General features: G+C 59.7%; 9 protein-coding genes. 6 read left to right on the top strand and 3 right to left on the bottom strand.

Going from position 1 to position 16,372, the window contains the following annotated elements; genetic code table 11:
• The first annotated feature begins 2 nt into the window (after positions 1-2).
• On the top strand, positions 3-833 hold the full coding sequence (locus SH664x_RS10325) for an enoyl-ACP reductase FabI (protein ID WP_437200736.1): 831 nt from the start codon (positions 3-5) through the stop codon (positions 831-833).
• A 124-nt stretch (positions 834-957) separates the two neighbouring features.
• The gene (locus tag SH664x_RS10320) at positions 958-1,527 is read left to right on the top strand and encodes a hydrolase (RefSeq protein WP_437200735.1); all 570 of its coding nucleotides are present in this window, start codon (positions 958-960) and stop codon (positions 1,525-1,527) included.
• A 19-nt stretch (positions 1,528-1,546) separates the two neighbouring features.
• Here SH664x_RS10320 and SH664x_RS10315 read toward each other — a convergent pair whose 3' ends face one another.
• Positions 1,547-2,677, bottom strand: a complete 1,131-nt coding sequence (locus SH664x_RS10315; RefSeq protein ID WP_437200734.1) for a hypothetical protein — start codon at positions 2,675-2,677, stop codon at positions 1,547-1,549.
• Positions 2,678-3,574: 897 nt separating this feature from the next.
• Here SH664x_RS10315 and SH664x_RS10310 point away from each other — a divergent pair.
• Complete coding sequence (locus SH664x_RS10310) at positions 3,575-10,300, top strand: autotransporter-associated beta strand repeat-containing protein (RefSeq protein WP_437200733.1); 6,726 nt, start codon at positions 3,575-3,577, stop codon at positions 10,298-10,300.
• Between the two features lie 13 nt (positions 10,301-10,313).
• Here SH664x_RS10310 and SH664x_RS10305 read toward each other — a convergent pair whose 3' ends face one another.
• Complete coding sequence (locus tag SH664x_RS10305; protein WP_437200732.1) at positions 10,314-11,384, bottom strand: alkaline phosphatase D family protein; 1,071 nt, start codon at positions 11,382-11,384, stop codon at positions 10,314-10,316.
• A 185-nt stretch (positions 11,385-11,569) separates the two neighbouring features.
• A complete protein-coding gene (locus SH664x_RS10300; RefSeq protein WP_437200731.1) occupies positions 11,570-12,157 on the bottom strand; it encodes a glutaredoxin family protein in 588 nt (195 codons plus the stop codon).
• A 507-nt stretch (positions 12,158-12,664) separates the two neighbouring features.
• Here SH664x_RS10300 and SH664x_RS10295 point away from each other — a divergent pair.
• The 3 genes from SH664x_RS10295 to SH664x_RS10285 all read left to right on the top strand — a co-directional run bounded on the left by SH664x_RS10295 (position 12,665) and on the right by SH664x_RS10285 (position 16,358).
• Positions 12,665-14,152, top strand: coding sequence for an FAD-dependent oxidoreductase (locus SH664x_RS10295; protein ID WP_437200730.1), 1,488 nt, complete (start codon positions 12,665-12,667; stop codon positions 14,150-14,152).
• 69 nt (positions 14,153-14,221) lie between these two features.
• A complete protein-coding gene (locus SH664x_RS10290) occupies positions 14,222-14,821 on the top strand; it encodes a sigma-70 family RNA polymerase sigma factor (protein ID WP_437200729.1) in 600 nt (199 codons plus the stop codon).
• Complete coding sequence (locus SH664x_RS10285) at positions 14,814-16,358, top strand: FecR domain-containing protein (protein WP_437200728.1); 1,545 nt, start codon at positions 14,814-14,816, stop codon at positions 16,356-16,358. The genes SH664x_RS10290 and SH664x_RS10285 overlap by 8 nt, the downstream gene beginning before the upstream one ends.
• The last annotated feature ends 14 nt before the right edge of the window (positions 16,359-16,372 follow it).

Raw genomic sequence — 16,372 nt, 5'->3', positions numbered from 1 at the left:
AAATGGGATTGTTCGACGGAAAAAAGGGAGTCATCTTCGGCATCGCCAACGAACGGTCCATCGCCTGGGCCATCACGCAGGCCCTGCACGCCGAGGGAGCCGAGATCGGCTTCACACACCTGCCGGATAAAGATCCTGTCCGTCCGAAGAACGAGAACAAGGTCCGCAAACTCGTGGAACCGCTCGGGGCCAAGTTTGTGGTTCCCTGCGACGTCCAGAAAGACGAAGACCTCGACCGGGTCTACCAGCAGGTCGGTGAGACGTTCGGCAAGATCGACTTCGTCGTTCACAGTGTCGCCTTCGCTCCACCCGCTGACCTGACCGGTCCGGTCTACGCGTCCAGCCGCGAAGGCTTCAAGACCGCAATGGACATCAGCGTGTACAGCCTGATCGCCATGACCGGTCGAGCCAAGCCGTTTCTGAACCCCGGGAGCGGCGTGCTGACCCTGAGCTACCTCGGTGGCGAACGGGTGATCCCCGGCTACAACCTGATGGGTCTGTGCAAATCGGCTCTCGAAAGCGCTGTCGAATACATGGCGAGTGAACTCGGCGCCGATGGCATTCGGGTCAACGCCCTGAGCGCCGGTCCGGTGAAAACCATCAGCGCCAGCGGCGTCGGTGACTTCAAAAAGATGCTGACGCTGTACGAAACCTTCTCGCCGCTGCGTCGCAACATTTCCGAAGACGAAGTCGGCAAGGCCGCGATGTTCCTGCTGAGTAGCTACGCCAGCGGAATCACCGGCGAGACGCTGCATGTCGACAGCGGTTATCACATCATGGGGGGGCCGCCGCTGGATGCGTTCGGGGGAGCCGCTCCCGCTGCCGCCACATAACACGAACTGACTTGAGCCGGACGGGCAGTAGGAGACTGGGCCATTCACCAGCGATTTTCTGTTCGCGAGGTGGTTGGAACAGTGCGATCCTCGCCTTCCGGCCCGTCCTGCAAGACGACCGAACATGACCGCAACCGACTTCTCCCGCAGCCCGGAACTTCTCAGCGCGGCCAGCAGCCGCCTGCTGATTCTGGACATGCAGGAGAGGCTGTTGCCGGTGATGACTGGACTCGACCGGATGATCGATCGCTGCGTGAAGCTCGTTCAAGGCTCGCAGCTCTTTGAGATTCCTGTCTCCGCGACAGAGCAATACCCCAAAGGCCTTGGCCCGACGGTCCCACCGCTGGCAGGGCTGATTCCGCATCGTCCCGAGAAGCTGCGGTTCAGTGCCGTTGAGGCGCTGGACTGGTCTGGCGAGGGAAAGTCGGCGGGAGCCCGCCACCAGATCGTCATCGCGGGGATTGAAACGCACGTTTGCGTGCTGCAGACCGCGTTCGACCTCTTGGCTCGAGGCTTCGATGTGTACGTCGTGGCCGACGCCACCGGCAGCCGAAATCCGACGGACCATGAGCTGGGCTTAAAGCGGCTCGCAGATGGGGGAGTCCGGCTGGTTACCAGCGAAATGGTGCTGATGGAGTGGTGTGAAGTCGCCGGTTCTGAGCGATTCAAGGCGATCAGTCGCCTTGTGAAGTAAGCCTCTTGCGCCGGTACGCTTACCGGCGGGCGGCGGGGAAGGCGTAGGATTTCGCGCCCAGATCCACTTCAATTCCGTCCGCGGTGGGAGACAGCGAGCTGGAGGGGGGAGAGGGCCGAGACGTCGGCTGTTCTCCCACACGCGTCCGGAATGAATCTCGGGAGTCAGTAGCACCGACGCTCCGTTCGAGCGGCAGCTCTGCCGTCTGAACTGCGTTTTCAGCATCGACCGCGTTGCTGGCGGCGTTGCGGAGTCGACGGGAAACCGGAGGAAGCGGGACGGGATCTGCGACCGGACTCTGTCCCCGGACCACAGGCTCTGCGATGGAGGCCTGTGCGACGCTGTGCGAAGGAGCATCGTTCTGGGCCAGCTGCTGCTCAGCAGGCAGGTTGAACGAAGGAGACCCCGCGAGAATCCAGCTTCCCCAACTTTCTTCCAGCGTGTTGATGCTCTGATAACCGTAGTGCTTGCGGATCGCGACTTCCCAACCCTGCTGATGCGCATCGTTGAGGAACTGCAGATAGACCTGACGCCCCTGACCCCCCTTCTGTCCGACGAGGAACTCCGCCAGCGAAAAGCCTTCCGCATAGAGCGTCAGCACATCCTGCATGTCGCTCGGATAGTCTTTGATGGCCAGCAGCTTCTGCAGGGGAATGCGACGGCTGGTGTGGAAGACCCGCTCCAGCAATTCGAGTTGGCGGGCTTTCTCAGAGTCATGTTCGAAAAGGGTCGCGGCCCCTTCATCCGCCCAGCGGGGGAGCGGACGACGAAAATGCGACGCGAAAATCGTGTGGTTGACTTCGTGCGGAATCACGGAGTCGAGCACTCTCTCCAGCGACCCCTGCACCTGCATTTTCCAACCGAAGACTTCACCGTTTTCAAAGGTGAACGTCGTCTGCCCGCCGGCACCGATCTGGCCGACTTTGACACTGATCGGGCAGGGCTTATACCAATTAGGAAGTGCGCGGCCCAACCACTGTTCAGCCAGCTCCTTGCGCCAGAACTCCGCACATTCACCAACTCTCCGGGCAACGTCGTCCGTGGTCGCCGTCACCGTGAAGTTCGGGGTCGAATAAGTTGCGGCCCCCACGTGGGAGGTGGTGAGCAACAGGGCGCAGAACGCCCCGATTTTCAGGAGTTTTGCTTCCATGCAAGTATCGACTGTGGGATTGGGGTGTGGGAGAGGAGGGGTGAAGCGTTGGGCGAAGTTCCATGCCTACTGGCTTCAACACGATGACTTTGCAAGCAGCAGGCCAAATGGCTCTCGCTGACAGCTTCCGACTCAGTGGGTCTTCCGCAAGATTCATTAAGGAAACACTTTACGGTGTCCTGTGAAACTTAAGGAATTCCAGGCCGGGTCCGGCTGGTTTGTAATTATTGCAAGCTGCTTCAGCTGTGTCTGCAGATTTTGCCTGAATTTTCAGCGAGGCAAGCCCCCCCTGGAGAGGCCCGAACGACTTGCGAGAAACGGGAGTCGGGCGAATCGCCCCAACTCGACAGTCTCAAACTGATCCCCGTCGGTGCCAACGTACTGCGTGATACGATGGCATTTCGGGAAATTTTTTCCCGCCAAAATGTTGATGATTCCGGATTTCGAATCGCTTTGGCCGAGAGCCGGCAACGGCCTTCCACAATTAGCGCGAGACCCAGTGGCGGTCTGTTTCAACATGAAACATCGATCCGCCGCATGTTTCTTCATGCAGGCTGTGGTTCCCTTCGTATTCGAGAGAGGTGTCGCTTTTAACGCGCTCACCCGGAACTTGAGAAGAATTCGTCAAGTGAATTTGCAGCCTGGAGAAGATGTGAGGGTTAATCCAGGTTTGTGGTGAATGAGAGGCATTCTGCTGAGCGCGATTAGGCCTGCCGAAAATCGATACACATTGGGCTTCGGAAGTATCAATTCAACACAGTGCTTCGCAATTCTGCGACTCCTCAGACAGGAAGCTGCGCTATGACAGGGACGTTTAGGCTCAGGCTACGTCATTGGCTCATTCAAAAGTTTCGCTCCCGTGCGGTGCGGGCGGCCCTGTGGGGGGCGGCTGGAGGCATGTCCCTGCTGTCAGGGTCAGCACGCGCTGCCGACTATCAGGTCACCAGCCTCGCCGACACAAATGACCCGGGCACGCTGCGGTGGGCCATTCAGCAGGCCAACCTCAATCCATCGCAAAGTGACACGATCGTCTTCGATCAGGCACTGGCCGGTCAGTCGATTGACCTGGCGAGCGGGCTGCCGGTGATCAATAAGTCCGGTGGTGACCTGAAGATCACCGGACTGGGAAGCGGTGACCTGACCGTGAACGGGGGGAACTCTCATCAGGTGTTCTTCGTCGAAGCTGGTACCGTTTCAATCGAAGGGCTGACCATTCAGGCGGGGAATGCAGTCGGTGGTGAAGGGGGCAAGGGGAAGGGCGGCGGAGGGGGAGGCCTCGGCGCCGGTGGGGGCCTGTTCGTCAACTCGGGTGCGAATGTCACCCTGGACAGCGTGGCCTTCGTCGATAATGCCGCCACCGGCGGAACGGGGGGAGCGTCGGACTGGAAGCTGGTCGGTGGTGGAGGCGGTGGGGGCTTCCACGGCGACGGCGGTGCCGGTGTGCTCCTCGGAGCCGGTGGTGGAGGTGGATTCGCCGGGTCTGGGGGGATGGGGCACGTCGGCGGCGGCAGTGGTGCCGGGGGCGGTCAGTATGGTGACGGCGGTAGTGCCACCTTTGGTGGAGGCGGTGGCGGTGGCGGCGGTCAGCTGGGCCAAGGGGGGAACGGAGCCCTCTCCACCGGTGGCGGTGGCGGTGGCGCCCAGACCACTGATGAGGGCCAGAACGGGCAGTTGCTGGCAGGGGGAAAAGGCAAGGGAGGCGGGGGGAATGGTGGCGCCCTGAATAAAGCCGGCTCCAATGGCCAGGACGCTGGTGGGGGGGGCGGAGGGGGCTCCTTTAAAGGTGGGGGAAGCGGTGGAGCCTACGGGGGCGGTGGCGCCGGCGGAACAGGGGGCAGCGGCGGCGATGGGGGAATCTTCGGGGGTGGGGGTGGCGGAACTGCCGGTGGAGGTGATGGCGGTGACTTTGGGGGTGGGGGTGGAACAACCGCGTTGGGCTCTGCCGGACACGGCGGGTTCGGAGGGGGGGGAGGGGGCTCCGGCCTCTCGAAGAACGCTGGACATGGCGGCTTCGGAGGGGGCGATGGGGGCGCTTCAGACCATGGGGGAGATGGGGGCGACGCTTACGGGGGCTCGATCTTCGTTCGCGAAGGGGGCTCACTGACCATCAAGAATTCCGCCGTCTCTGGCAGCGCCACCACGGCAGGTCTGGGAGGGTCAGGCAAGCATGTCGGTGCGGACGGAACGACGGCGGGGACCGGCTTCTTCTTCAGGGGCGGAACGACAGTCACGATCGACGTCTCTGAAGGCGAGACCGAGATTTATGACGACGCGATTTTGACCGACTCAAACATCGAGAAGATTGGCGAAGGTCAGCTGACCATCAATGGCGAAGTGAGTGGGAAGGGAAGCCTGACCAATACCGCCGGAACAATGGAGCTGACCAATAACAGCAACAGCTACTCCGGGGGGACCAACTTCGACGGCGGCACCGTCAAGATCACTGAGGGCAGTCAGCTCGGAACCGGAACCCTGACGTTCAATGGGGGAACCCTGAATGTCGACGGGGTCACGACTCTCAATCAGGACGTCACGCTCCTCGATCTGAACGGGACCATCACCGGCAACGCCTCGACCTCCGAAGTATCGCTCGATGGGAAAGTCACCGGAGGCGGGGCACTCAATCTCGAAGACGGGATTTTCAACCTCAACAACACCTGCAACGACTACGCCGGCGGCACCAACGTCAAAAATGGTGATGTGGTGATCGAGGCCGACAGCGCGCTCGGGCTCAGCATCTCGACCGTCAGTCTGAACGACGCCCGGATCGTCTTCAAATCCGACATGGAGTCCGGACGCAATTTCGACATCTCCAACGATGCCGGGTTTGTGACGGACGGCATCGACGTGGGACTTTCCGGCACGATCTACGGCGACGGGAAAGTCGTCAAAGATGGCGACGGAACTCTCACCCTTCTGGGATCGAGCACCTATTCCGGCGGAACACAGATTCTCGATGGGACGGTCAAGCTTGGAAAAGGGGGACAGCTCTTCAGCGGCGGTTCTCTCGACATCACGAACGAAACCTCGATCTTCGACCTGAACGGGCACACCCAGACGCTGGGAACGCTCACTGGGGAAGGGGAATTGAGGCTGGGAGATGGTGCGTTCACCACCAACACCGACGACGATTCGACTTTCGACGGGACCATCACCGGCGAGGGCTCGTTCACCAAGGCCGGAGCCGGGAAGCTCACCCTGACAGGGACCAATACCTTCTCGGGCGGGATGAACCTCGACGGGGGAGTGGTCTCGGTGTCGGATGACGCCGCACTGGGGGCCGACGGGAGTGGGCTGACGTTCGACGGCGGAACTCTGGAGATCACCAAAGAACTGACGTCCGGACGCGACATTGAACTGAAGGCCAACGGGGGAACCGTTGACACCAAAGAGGACACGACCCTTTGGGGAGTCATCAGCGGTGAGGGGAAACTGACCAAAGATGGCGATGCCACCCTGACCCTCAGCGGCGAGAATACCTACTCGGGCGGAACGTTGGTCTCCGCTGGAAAACTGAAGGGGAACACCGACAGCCTGCAGGGAGACATCGAGAACAATTCCCATCTCGAGTTCAGTCAGAAAGGAGACGGCACCTACGCCGGCACCCTGTTGGGCACGGGGGACCTGCTGAAGACCGGAGATGGTGAACTGACGTTGTCGGGCACCAATACCTACTCCGGTGGAACGAAGATCTCCGGAGGCAGTATCGCCATTTCGAACGATGCCAACCTCGGAGATAGCTCGGGGACATTGACACTCGAAGGGACCAAGCTGAAGTTGAACGCTGGCGTCACGTCTTCACGCGAGATCGTGCTGGACGGGGGCGGAACAATCGAGGCGCTGTCCGGTAAGACAACCTTCAGCGGCGTCATCAGCGGAGACGGTGGCCTGACGAAAACCGGTACCGGCAGCAATACCCTCAAGCTCACCGGACAGAACACCTACACCGGTGGCACGACCATCAAGCAGGGAATTCTGGCGATCGTCGCCGACGAAAACCTGGGAGACAGCAGTAACGGACTGACTATTGACGGGGCTGTGCTTCAGACGGAAGCCGATGTCACCTCCGCCCGGAATATTACCCTCAAGGGGAATTCCGCGATCAACACCTTCGGATTTGAGTCAACTCTGACGGGAGAGATTTCCGGTACGGGATCACTCACGAGTTCCGGATTGGGGACTCTCAAGCTCACGGGCGACAACACCTACGAGGGGGGAACGACGGTCGCCTACGGCACGCTCGCCATCGAGAAAGAAGAAAACCTCGGCACAGGCGGCCTGAACATTCAAAGCGGCGGGACCCTGCGGACCGACGCAGCGATGACCTTCTCGAAAACGATCGGCATTGTGGACACCGTCTACATTGACACCAATGGATTCGACTCCGAGTTCTCAGGTGTCATCAGCAAGAAGGGACAGCTGACGAAAACGGGCGCAGGCGTTCTCAAACTGTCGGGCGAGAACACATACGCTGGCGGAACCTCGATCGATGAAGGTGTCCTCGCGATCGAAGACGCTGGAAACGTCGGGAACTCCACGGAGTTCGTCACTCTGAACGGGGGAACGCTGCGGACCGATGCCAACATTACGACGGACCGCACTCTGTTTGTGAACAGCGGGGCGATCGACACCAATGGCTTTGACCTGACGCTGGAATCCTCGGTGAGTGGCAGCGGGCTGCTCAGGAAAAAGGGAACTGGAGTGCTCAGTCTCCAGGGAGCTGACCCCTTCGCCGGTCCGATCACGGTGGAAGCAGGTCGTCTGAAGGCGACGACGAACAGTGTCGGCGCCAATATCACCAACAATTCCGAGTTTGAGCTCTCGCAGGACTTCATCGGCGAGTATGGCGGAGTTCTGTCAGGGACCGGGAAGCTGTTGATTACCGGCGGCGGGACGGTGCAGCTGACCGCGACGAACACCTACTCCGGTGGAACGCTCGTCGATAACAGCACCGTGGAAATTTCCCACGAATCGAACCTCGGCGACAGCACTGGTGAATTGACCCTGAAGGACGCAGTGCTCAAGACTCAGAACATTGAGTCGTCACGGAACATTGTGCTGGAAGGACAGGAATCGACGCTGTTCATTGATGGCGACGCCTCCTCCAGCAGATTCGATGGAACGATCTCCGGCGGAGGTCGACTGCGTATCGCTGGAGATGGCGAGGCGATTCTCGCGGGAACCAACACCTATGAAGGGGGAACCCTCGTTGATTTCTCGAAAATCTCCATCTTCCGGGACGAGAATCTGGGAGCATTCGAGACCTCGGTCACGCTGCACAACGGCGAAATCAAGTTCCTGGAGTCACTCACTTCCTCCCGGGATTTCAGCCTCGAAGAACTTGGGGGTACGTTTCGCACCGATGACACCAACGTGACGCTGTCGGGAGTCATCAGTGGCGAAGGTCAGCTGGAAAAAGTTGGCAAGGGGGTCTTGACCCTGTCGAATACCAACACCTACACAGGCGGAACAGTGGTGTCAGGCGGGGTCCTCAAGATCTTCCAGGATGACGCTCTCGGCTCTGCGGACGGTGGTCTCAAGCTTGATGGAGGAACTCTCCGCATCGGCGACGACATCGACACCGCACGCATCTTCTCGCTGGGCAAAGAGAATGGAACCATCGATGTTCAGGATCACCATCTCACCCTGCAAAGCGGCTTGATCGGGACCGGATCACTCACCAAAACGGGGAGTGGCAAGCTGACTCTCAGCGGGACCAGCACCTTCAACAACGAAACGTTTATCGACGCCGGGGAACTGCACCTGACCGGCAGCCTGCTCGGAGGAGTGACCGTCAACTCGGACGGAACACTCACCGGAACGGGAACCATGGGCTCGCTGTTGAACAGCGGGTATGTTGCTCCCGGGAAGGGAATCGCGACGCTGCAGGTGAAGGGGAATTTCGAGCAGACTGCGAACGGTGTCCTTGAGATCGACATCAACGACAAAAGCTATGACCCCGAGGCTGGCTCGAATAACGATCTGATCGTTGTCGGCGTCGACAATCACAAGTCGATGGTGATGATGGTTCCCGAAACCCTGCCGTATGTGCCGCCCGTGCCAACACCGGTGCCAACACCGGTGCCAACACCGGTGCCAACACCGGTGCCAACACCGGTGCCAACTCCGGTGCCAACTCCGGTGCCAACTCCGGTGCCAACTCCGGTGCCAACTCCGCAGCCTGAACCCGTGGAATCGGGCATCGCCACTCTGGGCGGCGAGGTGAAAGTCGTTGCCAACAACACGAAGGGAGGCTTCCACGACGGTCAGAAGTTCAAGTTCCTGACAGCCACCAATGGCTTCAACGAAACGACCTTCGATTCCGTTTCGGACAACCTGGCGTTCTACGACGCCATGCTGGTCTACGAAAATGGTCCGGGCGACTCGATGGATGCGTTCATCCAGCTGGTAATGCAGTATCCTGACTTCCAGAAGTACGCCAACACCTACAATCAGGAGCAGGTCGCCAAGTACCTCGATGAGCACTACAAGACAACCAATCCGGAAATGCAGGAACTGTACAACCAGCTGCTCTCCATGACGGAAAGCCAGCTCGACGCCGCCATGTCCCAAATGGATGGCGAAGCGTTCGGGACGGCCGCCCAGATTTCCGTGCAGAACATTCTGCAAATCCAGCTGATGATTCGGAACCAGCTCTTCAAGGACAACGGCGATAACGCGTTCATCACGCAGAACAACGGGGCTTCGGAAGCGGGTCCGTTCGGCGAACAGCTGATGGTCGTCCGCGATCCGGAAACCGGCAAGCAGGAACTGATGATTGTGCGTGGACAGTCGGGAACCGACTGGACCGGCTGGGTGACCGGATACGGCCTCGGTGGTACGGCTCGCAGCGACGGCAATGCCGGCGGAGCGAACTATGGCATCGGTGGTACGGTCTTCGGCATCGACCGGGGACTCGACACGCAGACCCGGGTCGGACTCTTCGGCTCCTACGCCAATATGAGCCTGGATGACCGTGGGGGAGCCCAGTATGTGAAGTCGAACGCTTCGCAGTTCGGTGGGTATTTCGTCCGCGATTACGATCTGTGGTACACGCTCGTGACCGGCGGTATCGGCTTCAACGACTATGACTCCCGCCGGAATGTGATGGGGCAGGTCGCGACCGCCGACTACAACGGCTGGCAGGCGAATGCCTGGCTCGAACAGGGGATGAAGCTCGAAAGCGGAGCTGTCAACTGGCGGCCGTTCGTGGCTCTGAACTACATCTTCGTCGGTCAGGAAGCCTTCACCGAATCGGGAGCGGGAGTCCTGAACCTCGATGTGGATCGGATCGACACGAACGCTCTCCGCGGCGTGCTGGGGACTTCAATCTCCTCGTCGATCGAGTCGGAGCGCGGACGCCTGTGGACACCCAGTGTCCATGCGATGTGGCTGCACGAGTTCCTCGATCCGGAAACCTCGCTCAATTCCACCTTCAACGGGGTCGGTGGGCCGAGCTTCCAGACGAACGGGCTCAACTTCGGCCGCGACTGGGCCGTGCTGGGTGCGGGAGTCAACTGGCAGGCTGCGACGTTCCTGTCGCTCTACGCTGGGTATGACATCCAGTTCAACCAGATGCAGACCTTCCACGTGGGCAGCGGAGGACTGCAGCTGAACTGGTAATTCCAGCCCTGTCTCAACTCGTCTGAGTGCCTGGCCCCTGGACATTTCGTCCGGGGGCCTTTTCTTTCGGGGCGGTCGATTGGCGAATCCGTTCGACGCCCAAATCGTTGCAGATCACCAGATCTGCGGACACCCCGTGCGGGTTGTCCCAGTTCAGCTCGACCAGGCCGAAGTTCTTCTCGATCAGCGCCTCGCCCACGCGCAGATGACTCCAGGGTGGCACCCGTTCGCGGTGGTGTGTCATTCCACTGGACGTCAGCTCGAACAACTTCTTTCCCGGTTCCAGTTGAATGCAGCTGACTTCGGCCATGTGCACATCGCCGCTGACCAGCACCGTGAGTCCCGAAGTCCGGTTGATCAGGTTCAAGAGTCGTGTGCGCTCCGCCGGAATGTTGGCCCACTTCTCTCCGGTGTGGTTCAGCGTCAGCACCTGAATACTCGAAGCAACGATCCGCACCTCTGCGGGAACCTGGAGTTGCTGCTCAAGCCATTTCCACTGTTCTTCGCCGAGAAAGGTCCGTTCGTCAGTGGCGGGAATATAGATACGCCGCTTTCCGACAGTCTTGTAGGTCAATGGAGACCGGTGATAGCGGGTGTCCAGCACAATCGTCTGCACGCGCTGGCCCGGAGGCCCCGACACGAACGACTGGTAGATCCCGGCCTGCTCCCGCATCCGGGGATTGGCTCCGGTCCCGAAGAAATCGAGAAAGATTTCCTGTGAATCCTCCCGCAGCGGATTGTCGCCCCCGCTGTCATTCACACCGAAGTCGTGGTCATCCCAGACTGCGTAGAACGGGAACTTGTGACGGAAGCGCTCGAACGCCTCGTGCGTTCGTAATTGCTTCAGCGCGTCCACCAGCATCGACGGGTCGGTGGGATTCGCGTAGACGGTATCTCCAATGAACAGGAACTGATCCGGCTGGAAGCTGCCGATCACATCCCAGATCTGCTGATTCAATGTCTGACGGGCACACGAACCAAAGCCGATTCTCCGGACTGCCGGTTCGTTCGACCAGCTTAAGGCTGTCCTCGCAATCAACGGAGAAGCAAGGATCGAGGCTGCAAACTGGCGGCGTGTCAGCATAGGTCGGCTTTCCAGTTGGGGAGCAGGCAGGTTGAGTCGTCGGATGACGGTTGCGGGACTTTGATGAGTGCAGCCAGTAGCGTTTCACGACTGACTGCTGAGGGCTGTGACATCCCGCAGAGGGAGTCAGTTCCGGCATGTTCTTCAAGTTGGACCATCAAGGGAAGGGCAAATCAGGCCGGTTCCTACCTCTGCCGCAAATGTGGCTGCGGGGGAGTTCCCTCGATCAGACGTTTCAGGAGCAATTCATCCACCCGCCCTTGAAAGCGGATCACTCCGTCGAACTCTACCACGGGGACGGTCAGATCGAACTGCCGCAGCAGGGTGTCGTCCTCTTCGATATTGATTTCCGAGACAGCTGGGAGCCACTTCCGGTAATGTTCGAGGATCTCGACCGCTTCTTCGCAAAGATGGCAGTCGGGGCGGGAATACACAACGAGGGCATGGAATCGCTGCCCCGGTTGTGTGGGGGCCCACGCTGCATGCGGATGGGACCAGCGCCACAGGCGAATGAGCCCCCAGATGATGGACGCGAAACTGAACATCGCCAGCAGCGACGACGGAAATGGAAGGACATCCGGAATCTGGTCCGGCGCTGACTGGGTAAGAATCAGGTAGATCAGTCCGGCTGCTCCGGCGAAGAAGAGAAACCGGCCCAGGAAATACTCCCGGAAGGGGTTTTGCTGCGAGGGAACGGGCTGTCCATGGGAGAGCGACAGACTCCGGCCCCGGGAGGGACCCGGAATGATGTTTCGGGCATGATCATTCTCCACAACACCACTCCGGCAAAGTACCCCAGTATGGGCAGCACCACCGTCCCCGTCAGTAGACGAATTGGCCAGAGGTGCCAGCTGTTCATCCACGATGACAACAGCGAACAAATGCCGCCGGTCACCATTCCCCAGCCGAGAATACCGTGTAACAGGTTCAAACGTCCATGTGACGCCGGGCCCCAAAATGCCGGACAACGGCGAGGGTGCGTCAATGCCGTGGTCGGTTGCTCGGGAAGGGGCATGCTCACAGGACCCGTTGAAAGCGCAGGATGGAGTTTGATCGCCATGACACAGTGAAAAACGGCAGTGGTGGCATCGAGCGGACAGTCCTGCTCGTGGACAGCAGGCAGAGCGTCGGCTTCGGGGGGATGAGCAGCTTCAGAACGAATCAGAACGAACTGACGCTATTCCGTAAAATTTCAGAACTCAGCCGTTAAGATTTCCCGGCCACTACTAATGTTGAATAGAAGGGCCGATCAATCCCCCCGATTCCGACGCCAGGCGGTCATGACAACAATACACAATTCACAACAGACGAACCGCCGCAACTTACTGCGACAGTTCACCTTTGGTGCGCTCGCTGCGCCGCTGGCCCTGCAACTGCAGGACCAACAGGCGGTCGCACTGGAGGCTGTTTCCATTTCTCCTCCTTCGTCGGGCAAAACCGGGGATGGACGCCGGACGTTCGGGAAGATTTCGTCCTCGGGAACGCTGCTCGAATCTCAGCGAGAACTTCCCGTCGCCGGAGAGAGCGATGTTCTGGTCTGCGGAGCAGGACCCGCGGGGATCGCAGCGGCGATCGCGGCAGCCCGGGCCGGTGCTCGGACGCAACTCCTGGAATTCGCCGGTTGCCTGGGGGGTGTTTGGACCGCAGGGCTCCTCACCAAAATTCTGGATGCCGGGAACAAGACCGGCATCATGAAAGAGATTCTGGACGAGATGGTGGCGCGCGGAGCCGATCCCGCGAAGGTGAGTCGTGGCACGACCTATGAGCCGGAACTGCTCAAGCTGGTGCTCGAGGAAATGTGTGTCGAAGCGGGCGTCAAGATTCAGCTCCACACGCAAGTTGTCGGAGCCATCACGGATGACAACCGAAAGCTGGTTGCCGTCATTACAGAATCCAAGTCGGGTCGGCAGGCCTGGCTCGCGGAGCGTTTCATTGACTGCAGCGGCGATGGCGATCTCGCGGCGGCGGCCGGTTGTGAATTCGACGTCGGATTGGGACAGGACTGTGTCTGCCAGCCGATGTCGCTGATTGCTCTGCTGACGGGACTCGATGCCGACCTCGTGGCTGAATACAACCGGGAAGTCGGAATTCAGGCCAAGCCGAATCTCCTGAAGCTGTTGACGACCACGGGACTCGATCCTTCCTATCGCTCCCCGACTCTGCGGCACCTGAGCGGCGATCTGTTTTCACTCATGACGAATCACGAGTACGGCGTCTCTGCACTCGATGCAGGGCAGATTACCGAGGCCACAATCCGTGCACGGGCCGAGGTGCACCGCATTGTGAATCACCTGCGTCAGCTCGGTGGGCCCTGGTCGAATATTGCCATCGTTGCGACAGCCGAGCAGATCGGAGTCCGCGAAGGGCGGAGAATCAAAGGCCGGTACTCGGTCACCGCCGACGACCTTGTGAAAGGTCTGCGGCATCCGGATGCGGTTTGCCGCTCCACCTTCCCGATGGACGTGCATGAGACCACACTCAATGACGCCATGCCGGAAGTTGTCAAGGATTACCGGCGATTGGGCGTTAAGCCGTATGATATTCCGCTCGCAGCGCTGATCGCGGCGGACATCGATAATCTGATGATGGCGGGGCGGTGCATCAGCGGAGACTTCATTGCTCACTCCAGCTACCGGGTGACAGGAAACTCGGTTCCCATGGGCGAAGCCGCCGGCCTGACCTGTGCCGTATCGCTGAAGAAGGGGCTGATGCCCCACGAACTCTCGTGGAGGGACGTGCAGGCGGGGGCAGCACAAGCCGCCCGGTAGGTGTCTTGAAGTTCACTCGAACGAAGATGGCAGAAGTCCTCTTGAGGCGGGTCGCGGGCCTGTTGTTTGATGTCGCAGAATATTCCAGCACCATCGGAGCTTGATGACGATCTGGGGCAGCTCCGCCCGAACTCGTCGCTGCAGCATCCCGATGGACAGGATGAACAGTTCTGTCAGCTGCTCCTGAAAACACAGGCAGCCCTGCTGGGGTTTGTTGTTTCGATGGTCCGGGATCCGCACCTCGCCTACGACATTGTTCAAGAGACAAATCTCGTCCTGTGGCGCAAGCGCTCGCAGTATTCGCCAGAACGGAGTTTTCGCCGGTGGGCATTCCGCTTTGGCTATCTGCAGACGCTGGCAGCGCTCAAGGCGGGGAGTCAGGAACGTCGCATTCTGTTCGACCAGGCGGTCATCGAGCAGATTGTGGAAGACTCCGAAGTCAGTCCCAGTGAGCCGGATGAACGGTATGCCCGTCTGGCGGCCTGTATCGAAAAACTCCCGCTGCACCAACGTGAAGTGGTGCAGCAGCGTTATGCAGGTTCGCTCTCTCTGCAGGAACTCGCCGACAGTCTCGGACGAACGGTGGCGGCAGTCGGAATGACTCTGCACCGGGCGCGATTGGCCCTGATCCAATGCGTGATGGCAGGAGAAGGGCAGTCTAATGGATAAAAAGATGGAAGACGATTTCACCGGGATTGATAAACATTTCGCCGAGCTCGTGAGACGAGCTTTTGATGGCGAAATTTCCGAAGCGGACCGGCTTCAGCTGCAACACGAATTGTCGACCAGCAGTGCCGCTCGACGTTTTTACATGCAATATTCCGAAACTCATGCATTGCTCCACGCCCTGCTGCATGAAGGTGCGGAACCGAAGCTCGATTTCGAACAGACGAACTCCTTGCGGGCTGTGCGTTCCCGACGTCCGGTGGTGGAAGCGTTTCTCGCCATCGCGGTCGCGCTCTGTCTGGGATTGACCCTCTGGACCTTCTCAGCCTCGCGCAGCGTCCACGATTCGCGGACCGCAGTGGGTGAAACGGCGGGGACCCCGCAGGAGACGACAGGACCTGCAGCGGATCGTCCTGACCTTCCACCGCAGCTGGTGGCCGGATGGAAGCCTGGGGAAATGACGCTCCGGGTCGGGGAACGATTCAGCAGTCAGGATGCACAGAAAAACCTCTGGTTCCCGAAAAACGTGCAGGTCTCGCTCCTCCCCGGTGCCGAGCTGGAGTTGGTCTCCGAGACGGAAGTCCGGTTGATCAGCGGTCGCCTGCAGATCGACGTCGGCCGGCAGGGACGGGGATTCACCGTCCTGACCAATGAGACCAAAGTCATCGATCTGGGGACGGTCTTTGGTGTGGGGGTCGACGATTCGGGTGAAATCGACGTTGTCTGCTTCAGCGGTGAAGTTGATATCCACCCCCACCGCGAGGCACTGACCTTCCCCTACACCCAGCTGCGGAATCTGAACACGGGCGAGGCCCTGCGCTTCGCCGAAGGGGGAACCAGTGCCCGTATCGCCAGCATCTGGCGCAACACTCAGGACACCAACTGGTCCACCCGCAGGCCGACCGAAACACGTTCGGTCATCGCCAATGTGACAGACAACCTCTCCTCGGAATTTCGTCCCAAGTTTTATGCCATCATTCCCAACGGACTGCGTGAAGATGCCAAGGTTTATGTTGACCGACCGCTGCTTCGTAACGGACTGAGGGCGGAATGGAATGGGCTGACGGAGGAGGGGATTCCGGAAGTCCTGCGAAATGCGGACTATGTTCAGACCTTCAATAACGACAAACAGCAGGAAGATCTCGAAATCCGGCTCACGTTATCGAGCCCTGCTGACGTCTACATTCTGCTGGACGAACGCCATCTGATTCCGGAGTGGTTGTCCCGCGATTTCGAGGCGACTGACCTGACAATGGGAATCGACCTCGGCAGCAGAGTCGGCACGGGAATGGAAGAAACTCCCCCGCTCGGTGTCACGGTTCCGCGCCTGCTCGGAGTCGGACCCGGCAAATCGGTCGACGTTCCCGTGACCATCTGGAAACGAAGCGTTCCGGCACCGGGAGAAATCCGCCTAGGACCGAACGGCGGTAAATCCGAGAAATTTTCCGAAGCGACGCAGGGAGCGGGCTCCATGTATGGAATCGCTGTGGTCCCTCATCAGGAACGGCAGGTGGCCCGTTTGTCTTTTGACGACGAATAATCGCCCATTCGGCT

Source organism: Planctomicrobium aquicomposti (assembly GCF_051466325.1).
Lineage (GTDB): Bacteria > Planctomycetota > Planctomycetia > Planctomycetales > Planctomycetaceae > Planctomicrobium.
The sequence above is the reverse complement of the archived record's forward strand: the minus strand, read 5'-3'. Positions and strand labels throughout refer to the sequence as shown.